This window comes from Bacteroides sp. M10 (assembly GCF_014334015.1).
Lineage (GTDB): Bacteria > Bacteroidota > Bacteroidia > Bacteroidales > Bacteroidaceae > Bacteroides > Bacteroides intestinigallinarum.
Genome location: NZ_CP060488.1, coordinates 62,834 through 83,494, shown reverse-complemented (window position 1 = coordinate 83,494; position 20,661 = coordinate 62,834). Strand labels below are relative to the sequence as shown.

23 protein-coding genes are annotated in these 20,661 nt (G+C 40.3%); 11 read left to right on the top strand and 12 right to left on the bottom strand.

Features of this window, described 5'->3' with window-relative positions; all coding sequences use genetic code 11:
* Window positions 1-81: 81 nt before the first annotated feature.
* The 3 genes from H8796_RS00380 to H8796_RS00370 all read right to left on the bottom strand — a co-directional run bounded on the left by H8796_RS00380 (window position 82) and on the right by H8796_RS00370 (window position 3,688).
* Window positions 82-672 (bottom strand): RNA polymerase sigma factor, encoded by a 591-nt coding sequence (locus H8796_RS00380; RefSeq protein WP_117934417.1) that lies wholly within the window; start codon window positions 670-672, stop codon window positions 82-84.
* Between the two features lie 223 nt (window positions 673-895).
* On the bottom strand, window positions 896-2,221 hold the full coding sequence (locus tag H8796_RS00375; RefSeq protein WP_117934335.1) for an MFS transporter: 1,326 nt from the start codon (window positions 2,219-2,221) through the stop codon (window positions 896-898).
* A gap of 27 nt (window positions 2,222-2,248) precedes the next feature.
* Complete coding sequence (locus tag H8796_RS00370; protein WP_099146655.1) at window positions 2,249-3,688, bottom strand: mannitol dehydrogenase family protein; 1,440 nt, start codon at window positions 3,686-3,688, stop codon at window positions 2,249-2,251.
* A 199-nt stretch (window positions 3,689-3,887) separates the two neighbouring features.
* Here H8796_RS00370 and H8796_RS00365 point away from each other — a divergent pair, with 199 nt between their 5' ends.
* The 3 genes from H8796_RS00365 (at window position 3,888) to H8796_RS00355 (ending at window position 5,742) form a co-directional block, all read left to right on the top strand.
* The gene (locus tag H8796_RS00365; RefSeq protein WP_074559169.1) at window positions 3,888-4,916 is read left to right on the top strand and encodes a LacI family DNA-binding transcriptional regulator; all 1,029 of its coding nucleotides are present in this window, start codon (window positions 3,888-3,890) and stop codon (window positions 4,914-4,916) included.
* A 134-nt stretch (window positions 4,917-5,050) separates the two neighbouring features.
* Entirely contained in the window at window positions 5,051-5,365 is a 315-nt protein-coding gene (gene trxA / locus H8796_RS00360; RefSeq protein ID WP_008998931.1) for a thioredoxin, read from the top strand.
* 41 nt (window positions 5,366-5,406) lie between these two features.
* Complete coding sequence (locus tag H8796_RS00355; protein WP_004307939.1) at window positions 5,407-5,742, top strand: hypothetical protein; 336 nt, start codon at window positions 5,407-5,409, stop codon at window positions 5,740-5,742.
* Window positions 5,743-5,833: 91 nt separating this feature from the next.
* Here H8796_RS00355 and H8796_RS00350 read toward each other — a convergent pair whose 3' ends face one another.
* A complete protein-coding gene (locus H8796_RS00350) occupies window positions 5,834-6,559 on the bottom strand; it encodes an RDD family protein (RefSeq protein WP_008998930.1) in 726 nt (241 codons plus the stop codon).
* Between the two features lie 101 nt (window positions 6,560-6,660).
* Between H8796_RS00350 and H8796_RS00345 the strand changes: the two genes are divergently transcribed.
* The 6 genes from H8796_RS00345 to H8796_RS00320 are packed head-to-tail and all read left to right on the top strand — an operon-like array spanning window position 6,661 to window position 12,741.
* On the top strand, window positions 6,661-7,623 hold the full coding sequence (locus tag H8796_RS00345; RefSeq protein WP_117934333.1) for a stage II sporulation protein M: 963 nt from the start codon (window positions 6,661-6,663) through the stop codon (window positions 7,621-7,623).
* A complete protein-coding gene (locus H8796_RS00340) occupies window positions 7,604-8,542 on the top strand; it encodes a hypothetical protein (protein ID WP_117934331.1) in 939 nt (312 codons plus the stop codon). The genes H8796_RS00345 and H8796_RS00340 overlap by 20 nt, the downstream gene beginning before the upstream one ends.
* Window positions 8,543-8,558: 16 nt before the next feature.
* Window positions 8,559-9,176 (top strand): DUF4129 domain-containing protein, encoded by a 618-nt coding sequence (locus tag H8796_RS00335; RefSeq protein ID WP_117934329.1) that lies wholly within the window; start codon window positions 8,559-8,561, stop codon window positions 9,174-9,176.
* Window positions 9,173-10,444: a DUF4350 domain-containing protein gene (locus tag H8796_RS00330; protein WP_117934327.1), complete on the top strand. Its 1,272-nt coding sequence runs from the start codon at window positions 9,173-9,175 to the stop codon at window positions 10,442-10,444. Before H8796_RS00335 ends, H8796_RS00330 begins: the two co-directional genes overlap by 4 nt.
* 11 nt (window positions 10,445-10,455) lie before the next feature.
* Window positions 10,456-11,430 carry a MoxR family ATPase gene (locus tag H8796_RS00325; protein ID WP_117934325.1) on the top strand — a complete coding sequence of 325 codons (975 nt, stop codon included), beginning with the start codon at window positions 10,456-10,458 and terminating at the stop codon, window positions 11,428-11,430.
* Entirely contained in the window at window positions 11,431-12,741 is a 1,311-nt protein-coding gene (locus H8796_RS00320) for a DUF58 domain-containing protein (RefSeq protein WP_117934323.1), read from the top strand.
* 54 nt (window positions 12,742-12,795) lie between these two features.
* On the opposite strand, the gene H8796_RS00315 is transcribed toward H8796_RS00320, so the two are convergent.
* From H8796_RS00315 to H8796_RS00300, 4 genes are all read right to left on the bottom strand, one after another.
* Window positions 12,796-13,023, bottom strand: a complete 228-nt coding sequence (locus H8796_RS00315; RefSeq protein WP_117934321.1) for an immunity 17 family protein — start codon at window positions 13,021-13,023, stop codon at window positions 12,796-12,798.
* A complete protein-coding gene (tsaE, locus tag H8796_RS00310; protein WP_117934319.1) occupies window positions 13,020-13,433 on the bottom strand; it encodes a tRNA (adenosine(37)-N6)-threonylcarbamoyltransferase complex ATPase subunit type 1 TsaE in 414 nt (137 codons plus the stop codon). Before tsaE ends, H8796_RS00315 begins: the two co-directional genes overlap by 4 nt.
* A 12-nt stretch (window positions 13,434-13,445) precedes the next feature.
* Window positions 13,446-14,258, bottom strand: coding sequence for a metal ABC transporter permease (locus H8796_RS00305; protein WP_007757858.1), 813 nt, complete (start codon window positions 14,256-14,258; stop codon window positions 13,446-13,448).
* Window positions 14,259-14,346: 88 nt separating this feature from the next.
* Window positions 14,347-14,772 carry a phospholipase gene (locus tag H8796_RS00300; RefSeq protein WP_117934317.1) on the bottom strand — a complete coding sequence of 142 codons (426 nt, stop codon included), beginning with the start codon at window positions 14,770-14,772 and terminating at the stop codon, window positions 14,347-14,349.
* Between the two features lie 121 nt (window positions 14,773-14,893).
* On the opposite strand from H8796_RS00300, the gene H8796_RS00295 reads away from it, so the two are divergent.
* On the top strand, window positions 14,894-15,988 hold the full coding sequence (locus H8796_RS00295) for a leucine-rich repeat domain-containing protein (RefSeq protein ID WP_117934315.1): 1,095 nt from the start codon (window positions 14,894-14,896) through the stop codon (window positions 15,986-15,988).
* A 49-nt stretch (window positions 15,989-16,037) separates the two neighbouring features.
* Window positions 16,038-17,036, top strand: coding sequence for a M28 family metallopeptidase (locus H8796_RS00290; RefSeq protein ID WP_117934313.1), 999 nt, complete (start codon window positions 16,038-16,040; stop codon window positions 17,034-17,036).
* 57 nt (window positions 17,037-17,093) lie between these two features.
* Here the strand turns inward: H8796_RS00290 and H8796_RS00285 are convergent, their stop codons facing one another.
* From H8796_RS00285 to H8796_RS00270, 4 genes are all read right to left on the bottom strand, one after another.
* Entirely contained in the window at window positions 17,094-17,843 is a 750-nt protein-coding gene (locus H8796_RS00285) for an N-acetyltransferase (protein WP_117934311.1), read from the bottom strand.
* 184 nt (window positions 17,844-18,027) lie between these two features.
* Window positions 18,028-18,744 carry an SDR family NAD(P)-dependent oxidoreductase gene (locus tag H8796_RS00280; protein ID WP_117934309.1) on the bottom strand — a complete coding sequence of 239 codons (717 nt, stop codon included), beginning with the start codon at window positions 18,742-18,744 and terminating at the stop codon, window positions 18,028-18,030.
* A gap of 74 nt (window positions 18,745-18,818) precedes the next feature.
* On the bottom strand, window positions 18,819-19,388 hold the full coding sequence (locus tag H8796_RS00275; protein ID WP_117934307.1) for a Crp/Fnr family transcriptional regulator: 570 nt from the start codon (window positions 19,386-19,388) through the stop codon (window positions 18,819-18,821).
* A gap of 12 nt (window positions 19,389-19,400) precedes the next feature.
* Window positions 19,401-20,630, bottom strand: coding sequence for a 3-phosphoshikimate 1-carboxyvinyltransferase (locus H8796_RS00270; protein WP_370449146.1), 1,230 nt, complete (start codon window positions 20,628-20,630; stop codon window positions 19,401-19,403).
* Between the last annotated feature and the right edge of the window lie 31 nt (window positions 20,631-20,661).

Sequence of the window (20,661 nt, the reverse complement as noted above, 5' to 3'; positions counted from 1 at the left end):
CATTTTATATGTTATATCCACAAGTAAGCTAAATGTAACATCAAAAATATTATGTTATAAAACACATAAACAAGAGAACTTTCAAATATCTTTCAGGAAGAGAAGAAGAAGAGGATAATATTGACGCAATTCTACACGGAGAATTTTTAGAGCCATACATAATTGATTTCTCACGACTTGGTTAGTTATCGACAATTTTTCAGAAATTTCAGAAATTGACATACCATATTCTTTATTCATTTCGAATATGATACGTTGACGAGGAGATAGGTGTTGTTTTCCTCTTTCTAATGCATTTACAAATTGGTCATAGCACATCAATGATTCAGCTTCAACTGTTTCTGTAGACGACCGATTAAGATATTCAACGTAATCTTCCATCAAGGGGTTATTTAACTGACGGCGCATTTCTTTTAGTAGAAAATGATATGCAATCGTAAATAAGTATGATTTAAACGAAACGTTTGGATTAAGATTAGCACGATTAGACCATATACGTAAAAAAGTTTCCTGAACAACATCATCGGTTGCATCTTTCGACTTTAGGTATTGAAACACGAACCCATATAGCCGAGATACCCATTGCTCATAAAGTTCTTGATAGGCTTTCTCGGAGCCATTCCGAACAGATAATAATATTTTTCTTTGTTTTTCTATAGTTTCACAATGCATCACTTTGGATAATATGTTAATAAACAAATAGGATTGTTGATTGTCTGTTTTTTAGGTATCATAGTTCTTGGATAGAACTATGTTGAGCGAATTTATACAGATATAATATTCATATGAAATATTAAATAGTGTCGCAATTTATGTATTCTTAAAGAATTGCGTATAAAAAAACTGTGAAAAAATATCAAATATAATCTTTCTATGTGAAGAAACAGTAGAAATGTTACGATTGCAATACTTTGGGTAAGTTTTTAATATGTGATCCGGAAATGGCATAATATAGCATAACTAGTTCACATATAAGTGCAATTATCCATGTCCATTGCCAGCTTCCCCATGTGTCGGCAAGGATGCCTTGAAGTACAGGGAATATGGCACCGCCGAATACTCCCATCATAAGAATGCCGGAAGCTTTGGAAGTGTATTGCTGCAATCCTTTAATAGCTAAAGTGAATATGCAACCCCACATTACAGAATGGCATAGTCCTACAGATACCAATATCCATAAATTGTTGGTAAGAATAGCCACCAATATAAGTATTGTAGCAATAATGGTGGTTACAGTGAGTAATATGCGTGGAGAAACATTGTTGAAAAAACTAAATATAAGCCTTCCTACCATCAAACCTCCCCAATAGAGAGTGGCGAGTAATGCGGGGATACCTAGATCTAACCCCCAGACTACTATATGACTTTTTCCAAAGCAAAAAAAACTGTGCCCATTTTCTATTAGTTCCATTGCATGCAAATTGATATTTACTCCAATTGATACTTCTGCCCCTACATAAAAAAATAGGGCGATGACTCCTAAACTTAAATGTTGATAAGACCAAATACTGTGTTTGGGCTTATTGTTATTGTCAACTCTGGTTCCTTGAATATCAGGCAGGTTTAGTCGGGAGGTGATTAATGTAGTGATAATGATACATAAGGTGATCATTAAAAAGGGAAACATTAATTGGTCGGCCGTAACACTTTCAAGCGTAACACCGGCAAAGATAATTCCTGTAACAAAAAAAGGAGCGATCGTAGTACCAAACGAATTGATAGCACATACGATATTGATACGCTGTACCGGCTGCGTATTTGGCAGTTCATAGGCGGCAATATAAGGGTTGATTACAACTTGTAGTAAGGCCGCTGATGTTCCCATTAAATAGGAGCCCAATAGAAAAATAAAGTAGCCATAAGGAACTTGGTCTTTAAAAATTAGCATGCGAGCATCTCCGTAGTGTACTACAAGCCAGGACGAGAGAGAATACATTAATAGACCGATAACCATGATTGACAGTGCGCGTAGTAATGTTTTCTTGTAACCGTGCACGTTTATCCATTTTCCTCCTAATGAACTATTCAGTAAATATCCGAGGAAGAAAAAGAAAGATATAAAAGTTGTTAATGTATTTCTCAATTCATCTGCATGCGAAAGAAACGCAATTTTTAAAGGACCTTGAAACTGCCCGTTCACAGTTGTTAGGAAACCTACTATGAAATATATGAAAGTCAGGACAATGAATGGACCGAGACTGTTATTTTTTTGTGTATTCATAATATTAGGGTACAAAAAAGAGTTTTGTTATAATATACTTTCCAATGTTGACATTGTTCCTTTTTCTTTGATTGCATTCACCATTTGCAGATATAATTCAACAAATTCGTCGGCAGCTTTCAGTTCTGTACTTTGGAAAGGTGATAGTGAGAGGAAATCTATTGGGGAATTACTGGCTATAAGGATGTCATCTGTTGCTGTCAGCCATGGCTCTGCAATCTCAAATCTAGTTCCGTTATCATCAGTCTTATATTTCAAGTAATGACGATAAGCAGCAAAAAGATACGCTTGGCGAGTAAGATTTGCGCGGTCACGGATCATCTGGATCAGATTTGGCATGATATATACGGGAAATTTGGATGCACCGTCAAAACATAAACGCGCTACTTGGTCGCTAACGGTATGATTACCGAAACGTTCTATTAAAGTTTGTTTGTACAAATCCAGATCCATGTTTCCCGGTGCAGGAACATACGGAGTAATATCAATATCCATGAAGCCACGTACGAACTTTTTAATTCGTTCATCGGATATGGCGACGTCTACTTTACGATATCCGCTCAGGAAAGCAGGATATGAAAGTAAGGTATGGGAGGCATTCAATAGGCTGAGCTTCATATTTTCATAGGTAGTCACATCCTGCGTAAATTCTACGCCGACCTTTTCCCATGCAGGACGACCGGCGATAAATTTATCCTCTACTACCCATTGAATGAAGTCTTCGCAATATACAGGTGCTCCGTCTTGAGTCCCATTTTGGGTGTTCAGCCGGATAATGTCTTCAGGTTGGGTCGAGGGGGTTATACGATCTACCATACTGTTAGGAAAAGTGATATTTACTGTTGCCCATTCTGCTAGTTCTGGATCTTGGGCTTGGAAAAAGGAGAGAAATGCTTTGCGTGCGGTGTTACCATTATGTTGTAAGTTGTCACAAGATAAAATTGTGATAGGTCCATTCCCGACAGCTTTTCTTTTCCGTAACCCTTCGGCTACAAAGCCAAAGGTCGTTTTCGGGCTTTGTGGGTGTGTTAAGTCATATTTGATATTTTCATTATCCAGCATAAATTCATTGGTAGCTTTCGCTATATTATATCCGCCTTCGGTGATAGTTAGTGTAATGATATGGATATTTTTATCGGCAATTTTATTAATAATGGCTGCTGGATTTTCGATTCCCCAAATCAACTCGATTAATGAGCCTATTTGATAAGTTTGGTCTTTACCATCTCGTCCGCAAATAGTTAGTGTATATTCCTTTTTTTGCTTTTCTAGTATTCTGTACAGGCGCTCATCTCCAGGCAATAGCATAGCGCCGCAAATACCCCAATCCTGTTGGGTAGGATCTTCTAATAATGAATTAGTATAAAATTCTTCATGGGCACGATGGAAGTTACCGACACCAATATGTAAGATACCTGGTTTGATATGTTCGCGGTTGTAATTGTAAGAAAGTACTTGTGTTTTCATGTTTTCTTTATTTTTTAATTCTATATTATTGTTAATGAAGCAAAGATAAGTTTGGTGAATAATAAAAAGCTGTTTTTTGAGGACGTTTTACCTGCAAACGATTGCGGGAACGTTCCCAAAATCTGCAAACGTTCCCAATGATTAGGATTTGTCATTGTAAATGCATATTTTTGCCCTAAGTTAAAATACAAAAGTAGCTATGAAGCACATTACCATTAAAGATATAGCCCGACATTTGTCTTTGTCTGTTTCAACAGTATCTCGTGCGTTGATAAATGATAAGAACATCCGTCAAGAGACTAAGGAAAGGGTGCTGGAAACAGCAAAAATGTTAGGGTATAAGCCTAATCCGGTAGCTACCAATTTGAAATATGGACATACGAATACTGTTGGGGTTATCGTTCCGGAAATGCTCACTCCGTTTGCTTCACAAGTGATAAGCGGTATACAAAGTGTACTTTATGCTAATGGGATAAAGGTTATTATTGCAGAATCAGATGAAGATCCAAATAAGGAAAGAGAGAATTTGCAAACAATGGAAAGGTTTATGGTAGATGGAATTATTATCTGTCTTTGTAGTTATAAGGAGAATTTGGATCAGTATATACGTCTGCAACAGGCGGAAATGCCCATGGTTTTTTATGATCGTATACCATATGGAATGAATGTTTCCCAGGTTATTGTAGACGATTATATAAAGGCTTTTTTTTTGGTTGAGCATTTGATTCGGGAAGGTTATAGGCATATTGTTCATTTACAGGGACCTGATGATGTGTATAATTCAGTAGAGAGGGCGAGAGGATATAAAGACGCATTGGTTAAATTTAACATTCCGTTTGATAAAGATAGGATGTTAAAGGCGGGGTTGACTTTCAAGGATGGAGCAAATGCGGCAGATATGTTAATAGAAAAAGGAGTCTCCTTTGATGCAATTTTTGCTTTCACAGACACATTGGCTATTGGTGCAATGAATAGACTGCGGGATTTAGGTAAGAAGATTCCGGAGGAGATTGCTATTGCTAGTTTTTCTGGTACGGTGTTATCTACAATTGTTTATCCACAATTGACTACGGTTGAGCCTCCTTTACAACAAATGGGTAAGGTGGTGGCTGAATTGATAATTGAGAAGATTAAGGAGCCGTTATCTCCAAATCGTTCGATAGTGTTGGATGCCGAGATTAAGTTGCGTGCTTCTTCTAAAAAGGAAAAAGATTCAAAAGGTAAGTAGGAACCAACCTATGCACAAAGTGCTTTACTGATATTATAAAACAATAAATAGATAACTTCAATTGAATTTTATTGATTATATTTGTGGCGCGAATAAGCTAACGAAATAACATTTAATAATTAATACTTAAAAAAATGGCTTTAGAAATTACAGACAGCAACTATAAAGAGGTTCTTGCAGAAGGAAAACCGGTTGTTGTGGATTTTTGGGCTCCTTGGTGTGGCCCTTGCAAGATGGTGGCTCCTATCATTGAAGAATTGGCTGCGGAGTTTGAAGGACAAGTAATCATCGGTAAATGCGATGTAGATGAAAATGGTGATATGGCTGCTGAATATGGTATCCGTAATATTCCTACTGTATTGTTTTTCAAGAACGGTGAAATAGTAGACAAGCAGGTAGGTGCAGTTGCTAAATCTGTATTTGCGGAAAAAGTAAAGAAGCTTTTATAGTCGATAATACTTAATACCTATTACTTAATACTTAAATTACCATGGGACTGGAAGACGATTTTTTATTAGCAGATGCCGATGACGAAAAGACCATCGAGTTTATCAAAAACTATCTGCCTCAAGAACTGAAGGAGAAGTTCTCGGACGACGAATTGTATTATTTTCTCGATTTAATCGACGAGTATTACTCTGAAAGTGGCATTCTCGACGCTCAGCCCGATGAAGATGGTTATGTCAACATCGATTTGGAAGAGGTTGTGGCTTACATTGTAAAAGAAGCCAAAAAGGATGAAGTAGGAGAATATGATCCTGAAGAAGTCCTCTTTGTGGTTCAGGGAGAGATGGAATACGGAAACTCTCTGGGACAAGTGGACTAAAATGACGTCCGGTCTCATTGCAGATAAAATTAAGAAAAGAGGTATGCTCATACGAGTATACCTCTTTTTTATAGGGAAACTAGTGCTTTTTCTATATTTCTTCCAATGCATAATATTGATAATCGCGAAGTACAGTCTGAAGAAATTTTTCCTGATTACCGTCACGAGGAGTAACGGAAAGCAATTCCTGTACTTTCTTGGCAAGTGCCGTGACACGTCTTGCCCGGTCTTTCTCACTGGATTCCAGTGTTCGGGTAATTACATTCACTTGTTCGAGTGATAAATCAGCCGATTGCGGATATACCGGATGATAATTCTGGGTAAGATAATCGAATTCATCCAGGCTGACATGTATCTTACGGTAGTTTTTCTCTTTAATCACCATCGTACCGGCAGCAAGATCTCCTAGCCGTTGATTGTTTTTATTCAATAAAATGACCAGAAGTCCCAGGCCACTTGTGATAGGACCGTCGATCGGGAAAAGAATCCATCGTAACAGATAAGATCCTATGCTGGGAGTGGAACCGTCCACTTTTACAACACGGATATTGATGAGCTTCTTTCCAAAACTCTGTCCGTGATTGAACATCTCGCAAAGAAAAGAATAACCGAGAATAGGCAAATAAACGATGCACAAGAAAAAGAATAAACTGAATCCTGATGGTAAACTTAATTCGGATAAGAGAGTGGCAGTGGACAAAATGTAAAGCCCGATCAGAAAATAATCGATGATTAAAGCCATCAGTCGTTCGCCGATACTGGCTGGCGTTTGGCTGATACGAACGAATTGTCCGGTTATTATCGTAGATTCTGCCATTTCAGGTTAAACATTTTTAGGATTCCGTTGCAAATATATCATAATTCTCTTATTTTTGCTTCCGGTTTCGGACAAAACTTATCCGAAATCTATTGAAAAGCATGAAAGAAGTAACGTTTATTCGTCGGAACATTGAAAAATGGAAGGAGACAGAGAAGATTGTAGAGTGGGCGGCGAGTCTGTCTCCCGATCAACTGGCCGATGCATATACGGACTTGACAGCTGACTTGGCATTTGCTCAAACACATTTCCCGACTTCCCGTATTACTATTTATCTGAACAATCTGGCTTCGGCGTTGCATAACGAGATTTACCGGAATAAACGAGAGAAGTGGACACGCATTATTACCTTTTGGACACAGGAAGTGCCACGAACCATGCACGATGCACGCCGCGAATTACTGACCTCCTTTCTGATTTTTGTAGCCAGCGCATTAATCGGTGTATTATCTGCAGCGAATGATCCGGATTTTGTCCGGCTGATATTAGGAAACGGTTATGTAGATATGACACTCGACAATATAGCCAATGGTGAGCCCATGGCCGTGTATAACGGCTCTTCTGAAGTACCGATGTTTCTAGGCATTACGCTTAATAACGTGATGGTATCTTTCAACTGCTTTGCCATGGGATTGCTGACCAGTTTCGGCACAGGATATATGCTTCTTTCCAATGGTATCATGGTAGGAGCTTTTCAAACATTCTTTTATCAGCACGATTTGTTATGGGAGTCCAGTCTTGCCATCTGGCTACACGGGACGCTTGAGATTTGGGCGATCATCGTGGCCGGTGCCGCCGGATTAGCTTTAGGCAACGGTTGGTTGTTTCCCGGCACGTATTCACGACTGGAATCTTTCAGAAGAGGAGCGAAGCGAGGCTTGAAAATTGTGATCGGCACTGTTCCGGTATTCATTATGGCAGGCTTTATAGAAGGTTTTATTACCCGTCATACAGAACTTCCCGATATGTTGAGGCTCGGTGTGATACTCACTTCTCTGGCATTTATTATATTCTACTATATTTATTTACCAAATAGAAAAAAACATGGAATCACAGAAACCTAAGATTGCGATGTATGTGAGACGTCCTTTCGGTGAGAAGTTGAACGCTTCTTTTGATTTTATAAAAGAGAATTGGAAACAATTGTTTAAGTATTCAACTTATTTGATACTCCCTATATGCTTAATTCAGGCTGCTAACTTTAGTGGTTTAATGGGAAGTATGACAGATCTTAGTGCCATGCAGACTTCAGGAGGAATAGGTGAGAATCCGTTGGCTGCCCTGGGACCTTCATTTGCATTGAATTATGCGGGAGTGATTTTCTTCTCATGCTTGGGAGGTTTGCTGCTGACTTCCCTGATTTATGCGATGGTGCGATTGTACAATGAACGGGAAGAACGCCTGAACGGAATTGTATTTGGCGATATAAAACCGTTGCTGCTCCGTAATGTCAAGAGGCTGTTCCTGATGGGGATTGCTTGTGGCTTCTTGTTCTTCTTTGCGGTGATCCTTGTTGTTCTATTGGCTGTGTTAACACCTTTCACACTCATTCTGACCATTCCGCTTTTATTCGCATTTATGATACCTTTGGTATTAATGTCTCCCATCTACTTATTTGAAGATATTTCGTTGAGCGAGGCATTTGCAAAGACATTCCGGTTGGGATTCGCAACCTGGGGCGGAATTTTTCTGATATTAATTGTAATGGGACTCATTGCCAGCGTATTGCAGACAATTGTTTCTATACCATGGTATGTGATCTATATTGTGAAAATGATCTTTACTATGAGTGACGGAGGTGCAACCTCTTCATCGGTCGGACTGAACTTCGCACAATATTTGTTCTCTATCCTGATGCTGTATGGCTCTTACTTGTCGGCTATATTCAGTATTGTCGGCTTGGTTTATCAGTACGGTCATGCATCGGAAGTGGTAGACAGCATAACGGTAGAAAGTGATATTGATAATTTTGACAAACTCTAAAACAGACTTCAACTAGATGAATCTCACTTCCCCGGCTGATACATTAGTTTGTGATACGGCGCAGATTGCCCTTTGGCAGTCTGACCCGGCATACAACTATAACCGTGAATTGATGACTCCGGAGATGAATGTCTTTGAGTGGATCAGCAGGCAGTTTGGGGAATTGATGCGTAAGATATTCGGCAGTCGTTTTGCTGAAGAGTATTCAGGGCTTATCTTGATATGTATTGCCATTCTTATTTTGCTATTGATTGTTTGGTTCGTCTACCGGAAACGTCCCGAATTGTTTATGGTCTCTCGTAAGAATGCATTGCCTTATACGATTGAAGAGGATACAATTTACGGTGTGGATTTTCCGGGAGGTATTACAGAGGCACTTTCCCGTCAGGATTACCGGGAAGCGGTACGTTTGCTTTATTTGCAAACTTTGAAACAACTTAGTGACGCAGAACGTATTGACTGGCAACTTTATAAAACACCTACCCAATATATCAATGAAGTGCGGATGCCGGCTTTCCGGCAACTGACCAATCATTTCTTGCGGGTACGTTATGGTAACTTTGAGGCGACGGAAGAACTCTTCCGAACCATGCAGTCTCTACAGGGAGAAATAGAGAAAGGAGGCGTCTCATGAAAGGAAGCCATTGGTTTATTATCTTTATTGTTGCCTTTCTATTCATTATGTTTGCAATAGAATATCATTTGCCGAAGAACTTTGTGTGGAAGCCCACTTTCGGGCATTATGATGAGCAACCTTTCGGATGCGCGATATTCGATAGTCTGTTGTCCTCTTCTTTGCCACAGGGCTACACCTTTTCGAAAAAAAGTCTCTATCAGTTGGAGCAGGAAGATACGACGCAGCGCAGAGGGATATTGGTAATCTCTGATAATTTGCGATTGTCGGATGTTGATGTAAATGCTCTGTTGAAAATGGCGGAACGCGGAGATAAGATCATGCTGGTGAGTACTTTGTTTGGCAGATATATGGAAGATACTTTGAGCTTCAGGTCTTATTATTCCTACTTCAGTCCGATGGCTTTGAAGAAATATGCAACTTCATTCTTGTTAAAAGACAGTCTGTGCTGGGTGGGAGATTCGGCGGTTTATCCCCGTCAGACTTTTTATTTTTATCCCCAGTTGTGCTCTTCTTATTTCTGGGGAGATTCGCTTCCTGAAAGGGTACTGGCACAAAAAGTCCTTGAGTCGAATGAATTTAAATACGAAACCGAGGCGGACTCACTGGTAACAGATGGTGTTACTTATATGCCTGTTGCAATGTCCCGTCAGTGGGGTAAAGGAGAGGTCATTTTAGTTTCCACTCCGTTGATTTTCACCAATTACGGTATATTGGATGGCAAGAATGCAACCTATATTTTCCGTCTGTTGTCGCAGATGGGAAAGCTGCCCATAGTTCGTACAGAGGGATACATGAAGGAGACGGCACAGGTGCAGCAATCACCTTTCCGCTATCTTCTGGCACATCAGCCGCTTCGTTGGGCTTTATATCTGACAATGATTACCATCATACTCTTCATGATATTCACAGCGAAGAGGCGGCAACGGGCTATCCCTGTTATTCAGGAACCGGCCAATAAATCTCTTGAATTTACCGAACTGATAGGTACGCTTTACTTTCAAAAGAAAGACCATGCGGATCTGGTCCGAAAGAAGTTTTCCTATTTGGCCGAAGAACTTCGGAGGGAGATTCAGGTAGATATTGAAGAAGTGGAAGATGATGAACGCTCTTTCAACAGAATTGCCCGGAAAACAGGAATGGATATACAAGAGATTGCGAAACTGATTCGCGAAGTGCGCCCGGTGATTTATGGAGGACGTACGATTGATGCGGATCAGATGAAAGTGTATATTGATAAAATGAATGAAATAATCAATCATATCTAAAGAAGAAATTTATGGAAGAGAATACAGAACAGCGAGTGGATTTAACTCTCTTTTCCGAGAAGATACAAGAGTTGAAAGACCGAATTGCTTCCGTCATAGTAGGACAGGAGCAAACTGTCGATTTGGTACTGACGGCTATTCTGGCGAATGGACACGTATTGATAGAAGGTGTTCCGGGTGTTGCTAAGACACTGTTGGCTCGTTTGACTGCTCGTCTGATTGATGCCGATTTCAGTCGTATTCAGTTTACTCCGGACTTAATGCCGAGTGATGTGTTAGGTACGACGGTGTTTAATATGAAGACCAATGGCTTTGATTTTCATCAGGGACCGATTTTTGCAGATATTGTATTGGTGGATGAAATCAACCGTGCTCCTGCCAAGACACAGGCCGCCTTGTTTGAGGTAATGGAAGAACGTCAGATCAGTATTGACGGAACTACTCACCGGATGGGAGATCTTTATACGATTCTGGCTACCCAGAATCCGGTAGAGCAGGAAGGAACATACAAACTTCCCGAAGCACAGCTCGACCGTTTCCTGATGAAGATAACAATGGATTATCCCTCATTAGAGGAAGAAGTGAACATTCTGGAACGTCATCATACGAATGCTGCATTGGTGAAGTTGGATGATATCACTCCCGCCATTACTAAAGAAGAAGTGCTGTCGCTCCGTGCTTTCATGAATCAGGTGTTTGTAGATCGAACGTTGCTTCAATACATCGCATTGATTGTGCAGCAGACTCGTACCAGTAAAGCCGTATATTTGGGAGCCTCTCCACGTGCATCTGTAGCCATGCTGCAATCGTCGAAAGCTTATGCCCTTTTGCAGGGACGTGATTTTGTGACGCCGGAAGATATTAAGTTTGTTGCTCCCTATGTACTTCAGCATCGCCTGATCCTGACTGCGGAAGCTGAAATGGAAGGTTATTCTCCGGTGAAAGTGACACAGCGTTTGATTGATAAAGTGGAAGTTCCGAAATAGATGTTTTTAACTCGTCGTTTCTATATTGCCCTTGTCGTAGTTATCCTGTTATTGGGTAGCGGATACGTCTTTGCTCCGTTCTTTGTCATCGGGCAGTGGACTCTTTTTGTCCTGCTTCTGGTGGTACTGGCAGATGCATATTCTCTTTATCGCATTCGTGGAATCCGTGCTTTCCGTCAGTGTGCCGACCGCTTCTCCAATGGTGACGAAAATGAAGTGAGTATCCGGGTGGAAAGTAGTTATTCGAATCCTGTATCTTTAGAGATCATAGATGAGATTCCTTTTATCTTTCAGAAACGTGATGTTGACTTTCAGGTGAAGCTTGGAGCAAACGAGGGAAAAACAGTTACCTATCATCTTCGCCCTACTCATCGTGGTGTTTACTCTTTCGGGCATATCAGAGTTTTTGTGACCGGAAAAATCGGCTTTATATCCCGACGTTATACTTGTGCGGAACCTCTGGATATTAAAGTGTACCCGTCATATCTGATGCTCCATCAATATGAATTGTTGGCAATAAGTGATAATCTGACTGAACTGGGAATAAAGCGTATTCGCCGGGTAGGACATCATACGGAGTTTGAGCAGATCAAAGAGTATGTAAAAGGTGATGATTACCGCACGATTAACTGGAAAGCAAGCGCCCGCCGACATGGACTTATGGTGAATGTATATCAGGACGAACGTTCTCAGCAGATTTATAATGTGATAGATAAAGGTAGAGTGATGCAGCAAGCCTTCCGGGGAATGACTCTGTTGGATTATGCGATTAATGCTTCGCTGGTATTATCGTATGTTGCCATGCGGAAAGAAGATAAATCCGGCTTAGTGACTTTTGATGAGCACTTTGATTCTTTTGTTCCTGCTTCCAAGCAACCGGGATATATGCAAACCTTGCTGGAGAATCTTTATAGTCAGCAAACCACTTTCGGAGAGACGGATTTCTCGGCTCTTTGTGTCCATTTGAACAAGCATGTCAGCAAACGTAGTTTGTTAGTATTATACACAAACTTCTCAAGCATAGGAGGTATGAACCGTCAATTATCTTATCTGAAACAATTAAACCGCCAGCATCGTTTGCTCGTAGTCTTTTTCGAAGATGTCGATCTGAAAGAATATATCGCTCAACCCGCAAAAGACACGGAAAGTTACTATCGTCATGTGATCGCAGAAAAGTTTGCTTACGAAAAGCGGCTGATTGTATCTACTTTGAAACAACATGGAATCTATTCCTTATTAACCACGCCGGACAACCTTTCAATTGATGTGATTAATAAGTATCTGGAAATGAAGTCACGACAACTATTGTAATATGAATATCAATAATAGTCTGACTTTTTCTTCTTGTTTATTTTTTTATAGAACTTATAATCCTATGGCTTTTCGTGTTTCTACAAAAAAGAATATAGCCATGCCGATAATGATAATCCCTAATATCCCATAGAAGAGTCGTGCCCGGTTGCGTCCTACGTTTCTGACAATGGTTTGCGCATTACGTGTTGTAAAGAACCAGTCCCAGTTAAGCAATGACGCCAGCAGGGAGACAGTTCCTGCCAGCGCAAAGATTCCTTGTACGATATATTGTCCGGTCATAGTTTAATCACTCTACTTCCGTCTTCCAATTCTTCAATCGTTACTTTTACAGTGTCACCCGGCAGTAATTCTTCTACCAGTTCCGGCCATTCGATAAAGCAGAGAGCACCACTGTAGAAATAATCTTCGTATCCCATGTCGTACACTTCACTTAGTTTCTTGATGCGGTAAAAATCGAAGTGATAGATTAACTCCCCGGTTTCGTCCGAACGGTATTCGTTGACAATAGCAAAAGTCGGAGAACTGATAACATCGGCTACACCCAATTCTTCGCAGAGTGCTTTCACAAATGTGGTTTTACCGGCACCCATTTTTCCGTATAAAGCAAATACAGTGTTGTCGCCCATCGCAGCGATGAATTCCCGGGCTGCTTCACGGATACTTTCCAGTGATTGAATTTTGATTTCCATATACTATATCTATTATGATGACTTTTTCCTGCAACAACTCTTTCCGATTTTGCAGACAGCATAAATCAGGATAGAGAAGAATATGATTGAAGCTCCCGAGGGGACTTTCCAATGATAAGAAATAAACAATCCGCCCAAGCATCCCAAGAAACCGATGCCGATGGATAACCAGATGATTTTCTTGAAACTATAAGTGAAGAGATTAGCCGTCATTTGTGGAATGGTGAGAAGAGATATGGCTAACACAATACCTACCATCCGCAGGCAGGCCACAATAGTCAATGCGATGAACATCATCAACACGTATTCGAATATCTCTACCGGAATCTTCTGCGAACGTGCAAATTCACGGTCAAAGGCAATATATACGATAGGGCGGATAAACAGATAAAAGAATCCGGTCAGTATGAGTGCCAATATGCCGAGCATCCATAAGTCAATTTGATTAATGGTTAGGATATTCCCGAAAAGATAAGCTGATAAGTCGGGTGCAAATCCGGGTGACAAAAAGCTGAACATGATTCCGAGTGCCATTCCCAACGTCCAGAATACTGCAATGGCAGAGTCCTCGCGCATATCTTTACGTCTGCTAAGCCACTCCACACCGAAGGCTGATAAAACCGAGAATACAGCCGCCGAGAGTATCGGGGAAATTCCGGCAAACAATCCTAACCCAATACCGCCGAAAGAAGCATGAGTGATTCCTCCACTGATGAACACCAAGCGGCGGGTAACGATGTATGTACCGATAATCCCACAGGCAATGCTTGCCAGCAGACTACCCAACAAGGCGTGTTGAAAGAATGTATATTGTAGTAAATCCAAGTAATTTAAAATTAAAGATTAAAAATTAAAGACCTTGATTAGATAATAAACAACAGGCTATCATCTCTCACCTATCATTTATCACCTATCAACTCTCTCCGTTTCTTCTTTCTCCGATAATCAGAAAGACCTCGTCTTTGAGATCATCCGGCAGTTCGATGCCACGGAGTTGAAGACTACGTACCCATCCGGCCACTTCTATATCCAATGTTGTATACAGTACATCCCGAAACATATCTGTCTCTTCTGCCGTATATGCATTTCCAGGTCTGCCAATGAACTGGTCCAGCTCTTCATCATCGTAATATTCTATCTTTTTGCTGACAGCGGCCAACAAGCTATCCCGTTCGCATACTTCATGTTGTCCGCAGCATTCCACATCTACTTCCTTCACTTCCGGCATACGATCCAGTTCGCCTTTTTCTATTTTCTTTTCTAGTCTTTTGTTGCGGATGATTCCGGCTATCAGCGCGATAACACCCAGCAGTACCAGACTTATAATGAGTATCCACATACCAATATAACAATTACGAATCAAATTTGTGCAAAGTTACTTATAAATTTGCATTCTATCATGTTAGGCTATCTATTTCTTTTCTTACTTTTGTATCTTACTAACCTAAAGTTCATACGTGATGAAACAAAAGAAATTGTTATTTAGCTTGATAGGAGTATGCTTGTTATTAGGATTCTCTTCCTGTTCCAGTGAAGACAAAAGTGTGTTTGGGGACGACTTCGAGATTCCTGAATTGACAGATGCAAATACTATTCAATTCACGGTAGATGCTAGCGGTGAATGGAAGGTGATAGAAATGAATGCAGGTGGTGGACGAATTGCTATCGAATGGGGTGATGGACGATTACAAAAAATCGAACATCCCGATAATGCTTCGATTCAATATAGATATAAGCCTTCGAGGAGTTTCACGGTAAGGGTTTGGGCAGAGGAATTGACTGATTTCAGTGTTAGTGGTGTGTTGATGTCGGTAAGTAATATGCATTTGGGGGATTTTCCCAGGATGAAGAGGATTGAATTAAATAGTATAAAAGAAAGCAGTTTCTTAGATTTGAATACTTCCTGCCCTAATTTGGAACATATGAATATTGGAAATTGGGAGGGTTTGGAAGAATTACATTTTGATGAGTGTCTGAATCTGAAAACGGTGCAGGTATACGCTAATCCGAAACTGACTTCAATCAAATTTGGGCATTGTAAATTCTTGACCTCGTTGCATTGTGTAGATAATGGAATAACTTCACTTTCATTGAAAAAGTTACCAGCATTACATACGGTAGAGTTAACCGGTACACCGCAGTTGTCGGCTTTGGAAGTAGATGATGATAATATGATTACTGTATTGCATATTGAAGGATGTGTATTTCGAAAACTGGACTTTTTAAACAAGTTAATGTCATTGACTGAATTATATTGTAGCTCTAACAAATTGACAGACCTTGATACATCTGGTAATAAAAAACTGTGGTATTTGGATTGTTATAACAATCAATTAAAGAGTTTGTCTATCCCAATGAATAATGAATTGAGAAAGCTTGATTGCCGTTATAACAAATTGGATAAAGATCAACTTAATAATATCTTTAATACTTTGCCGGATATTACAGGATATCCTGCTTATTATGATAAATACGTGATTATGTACAAGAATAATCCGGGAGCGGCAGATTGTGACGAGACTATACTACAGAATAAACATTGGCGGGTGAATTGAACTTTGCCTTATCAATAAATGAAAAACGACTTAAGATATTTGAAGTATAATGAAGAGAAATTATTTACTATTAGCATTTCTGTTTGTTGGAAACATTGCTTTTGCCCAATCTCCTATTGAGAGAGGATTAAATACGATCAACCGTTCCTCCGCCGAAGCTACTATCAATTTTCTGGCAGGCGATGAGTTGCAAGGTCGTGAGGCAGGTTTTCACGGTTCACGTGTGACCTCGGAGTATATTGCCTCTTTATTGCAATGGATGGGAATCCAACCTTTGACTGACAATTATTTCCAGCCTTTTGATGCTTATCGCAAAGAACGCCAGAAAAAAGGGCGCCTGGAAGTACATCCTGATTCCATTGTCAAACTGAAACAGGAAGTCCATCAGAAGCTCTCTATGAGGAATGTATTGGGAATGATTCCTGGTAAAAACACGAAAGAATATGTGATTGTAGGGGCTCATTTCGATCATTTAGGCATCGATCCTGCACTCGATGGCGATCAAATATACAACGGTGCCGATGATAATGCTTCCGGTGTATCGGCTGTGTTGCAGATAGCGAGAGCCTTTTTTGCCAGTGGACAGCAACCCGAAAGGAATGTAATCTTTGCCTTTTGGGATGGAGAAGAAAAAGGATTACTAGGCTCTAAATATTTTGTACAGACCTGTCCTTTCCTGTCTCAAATAAAAGGATATCTGAACTTCGACATGATTGGTCGTAATAACAAACCTCAACAGCCTAAACATGTTGTCTATTTCTATACAGCCGCTCATCCGGCTTTCGGTGATTGGCTAAAAGAGGATATCAGAAAATACAGTTTGCAATTGGAACCAGATTACCGTGCCTGGGATCAACCGATAGGAGGAAGTGATAACGGTTCGTTTGCCAAAGTCGACATTCCGATCATCTGGTATCATACCGATGGGCATCCTGATTATCACCAACCTTCCGATCATGCAGATCGATTGAATTGGGATAAAATAGTGGAAATTACCAAAGCATCTTTTCTCAATATGTGGAAGATGGCGAATGAGAAGTCATTTTAAAAATAGATAAAATACAATCCTGATAATGAACGGGAAAATGTGTCAGGATTGTATTTCTTATTTTTTGAGTATTCTTTTCAAGTAGTCGATATTTGGCAGATTCACAGTTTCAAAAACTCCTTTATAAAACAGGGCGAAGTTGTTGAAAACACAAGGCAATTGCTTTGCTTTTTCTAATGTATCCACTTGAATGAAAGAAACAGGAACATTATTTGTTTCGCAATACCGTTTAATCATCTCAATGTATTGATAGATATAAGGGCATTGCATATCATAATAAACAGTCAGTTCTTCGCTTTCTATTTTTAGCCTTTTAGCATTTGGAGTGAATTTCGGGGTTGTCCCATCAAAAGAAAGAGCAAGCAATTCATATCCATTATCGGTAGTGTCAACCACCTCAAGGCCGAACTTCTTTGCAAATGATTGGTCTGAAAGCCAATTCTTCTGTTTTTTTGCCCCAAGCATACAAATGCCGGATTTACCTTTTTCTTTAGCATCGGCTATGCAGTATTCCATCAACGAACTTCCATAGCCGTTCCCTCTGGGACTACCTAAAACCCATAAACAATACAGATAATAATAGTTGTCACCGATGATGGGAACCCAAGCTGTTTCAAGAGGAGCATATTCAATAAAGACCGTAGCTTTTGCATCTAACTTTCTAAAAACATGACCTTCTTTCAGTCGGTCGGAAAGCCATTGCCGTTTTGCTTCAATGCCCGGATGAGATTTCTTGCTACGGATAATGCAGCATAAATGCTCATTGGAAAGATTTTCTGCTGTTAAGTTTATGAAATCAGTATTCATATATGCTCTCGTTTTTATTTAGATAGTATCAATCAGCCAGTGGGGTAATTGTAACCCTTTATTGGCCTGTTGACAGACTATCTTTGCAAAGATAGCGAATTTGTGTAGATAATCTTTGTTTTCCGATGGTAGAATTCACGGAAGTTTCTTTCTTAAATAGGAGAGACGGCGAATAAGAAGAACTTTACATCCGGCAATAAATAGCAGATGGCAAAAGACGAAATAGAATAGTCACATATTTCCATCTTTTAGAGATGAAAGCTACTTTTTTCTTTTTAGAAATAGCCTTTTTTATTTGCCTCACAACCTTATCAACAGGAGTAACCCAGAACAATCCTTCTCCTTTTGCCATGGCAGTATCTACAAATCCGGGACGAATATCGGTAGTATAAATAGGATAGTGAGATTTGGTAGCTTTCTGCCGTAGTCCTTCCATATAGTTGATTTGATAGGCTTTCGACGCGTTGTAGGCGGGAGCGATGCCACTTCCACGCGTACCTCCAACAGAGGAAATAGTAACCAGATGCCCGCTTTTTTGCCGTTCGAAATATCGGAATCCCCAGTCTGCGATGTTGGTGAATCCTATCACGTTCGTTAGTAAGGTGGGTTCTTCCAGTTGGTAGGATAGTTCAGGGTTTAGTTCTCCGGTACCGGCACAGATAATCAGTATATCCATTCCACCCATTTTTTGAATGAGTGTCTCAAGGGATGAAATAGTGGATTGCGTGTCGGTGATGTCACACACTTGATAGAATAGTTTGTCTTCGTCACGGGCGCATACCTCTTTCAATAGATTTTCTCTACGGCCGGTAATGCCGATAAGGAAATCTTCTTGAGAATAAATTTCTGCCAATCCACGGCCGATGCCGGAGGTTGCACCTATAATTATAATTTTCTTCATGAAATACCGTATACTTTATTTGTCCGCAAAAGTAGGGGTAGGGAATAAATAAACTCTTGACTGAAATCAAGAATTTACTTTTGTACGACTTTTCTTCGGATACGGCTTAATGTTTCGGGACGAATAAGAAGGTAAGAAGCCAGTTCTTTTAAAGTAATCAGTTTCAGTAAGTCGGGACAACGGTTGATAATTTCGAGATAGCGTTCCTCCGGTGTCAGGCTGTACATTGAAATCATCCGGTCGTAGACCTCCCATAGCAAAGTTTCTGCAATGCGGCGTCCCAACTTTTGGTGAGCGTCGTTGGTATCATAGAATTCTGTCATTTGCTGGTAATTGATTACGTATACCGAGCAGTCACATAAAGCTTGTATATCTACATTGGATTTGTCTTGTAATTGAAAAGCCGGATAGTTGCCAACAAAAGAATGATCGAAAGTATATCCTACGATGCTGTTTTCGCCTGCACTGTTAGTACAACAGTACCGGAAAGAACCGGAACTGACGAACCCCATTGTTTTACATACTTCTCCTTGACGGGAAAAGTATTCTCTTTTCTTATAATAGGTCTGCTTCCCCTGTTGCAATACGAAATCTACAATAGGGGAGTAGTTGATATGGGAAGTATATTTATTGAAATCTTCCACAATGTCCGGAGATTATCCTTCGTTTATCACCTGAAATCCGGCCTGCTTCAAATCCTCCCAATATCCGGGATATGACTTGGTGACAACCTGCGGATCGGCAATAAGCAAATTAGGATGACAGATAATTGCCGGAGCAAATGCCATTGCCATCCGATGATCTTCGTAGGTGTCAATCACCGGAATTTCCTCCGGTTCACATCGTTCGCCATTCCACATTAATATGCTGTCATTTTCTTCTTCGATAACATATCCCAGCTTTTTAAGCTCGGTGCGCAATGCGGCAATACGATCAGTTTCTTTTATTTTCAGACTTTGTAATCCTGTGAAACGGAAAGGAATATTCAGCAAGGCGCAAGTAACGACAAACGTTTGTGCTAAGTCCGGAATATCGACAAAGTCCTCTTCCAGCCTTTCCGGCGCTTTGCCTGTTTTTTTTAGTTTCACACCTTGCGATGTAAATTCGGTAGTTATACCTAGGCGTGAGAAAACTTCTGCTCCCCGACTATCACCCTGATAACTGTTACGGAACAATCCTAACAATTCTATTTCTGCTTTGGGAGACAAGGCAGCAATCTGATACCAATAGGAAGCCGCACTCCAGTCACTTTCCACTTTGAAAGGAATACTCTGGTAGAGTTGTGGAGCAACGGAAATACTGCTTGGAGAAGTCCATGCGGCTTTGGCTCCAAAGTCCTGCATCAGTTGCAATGTAAGATTAATATATGGACGGGAAATAATCTCCCCGCTCAAATGCAACGTCAAACCGTCTTTGAGTACCGGACCTATCATCAGTAAAGCAGATATATATTGGGAACTGACATTTCCTTTCAGTGTTATTTCGTTTCCTTTCAGCTCTGCCCCTTTGATACATAGAGGAGGATACCCTTCATTGTTGGTATACGCTATTTCAGCTCCTAACTCCCGAAGAGCATTGACTAATATCTGTATCGGACGTTGCTGCATACGTGCTGTTCCTGTGATGGTCCGTTCTCCCGGAGTCACACTTAAATAGGCGGTAAGAAAACGCATAGCAGTGCCCGCAGCCATGATATCAATCATCTCTTTCCCTTCGGTGAGAGCCTTTATCATCACCTGTGTATCGTCACAATCAGACAGGTTTTCAGGAACATACGTTCCTTTACCCAATGCATTGATGATTAATGCACGATTACTGATACTTTTAGAAGCCGGCAACTGGATAGCTGCTGTTACCGTTGAGGGAGGGATGAGTTTATAGAGCATCATTTTATATTCTTTGTTATGGAGTACAAAA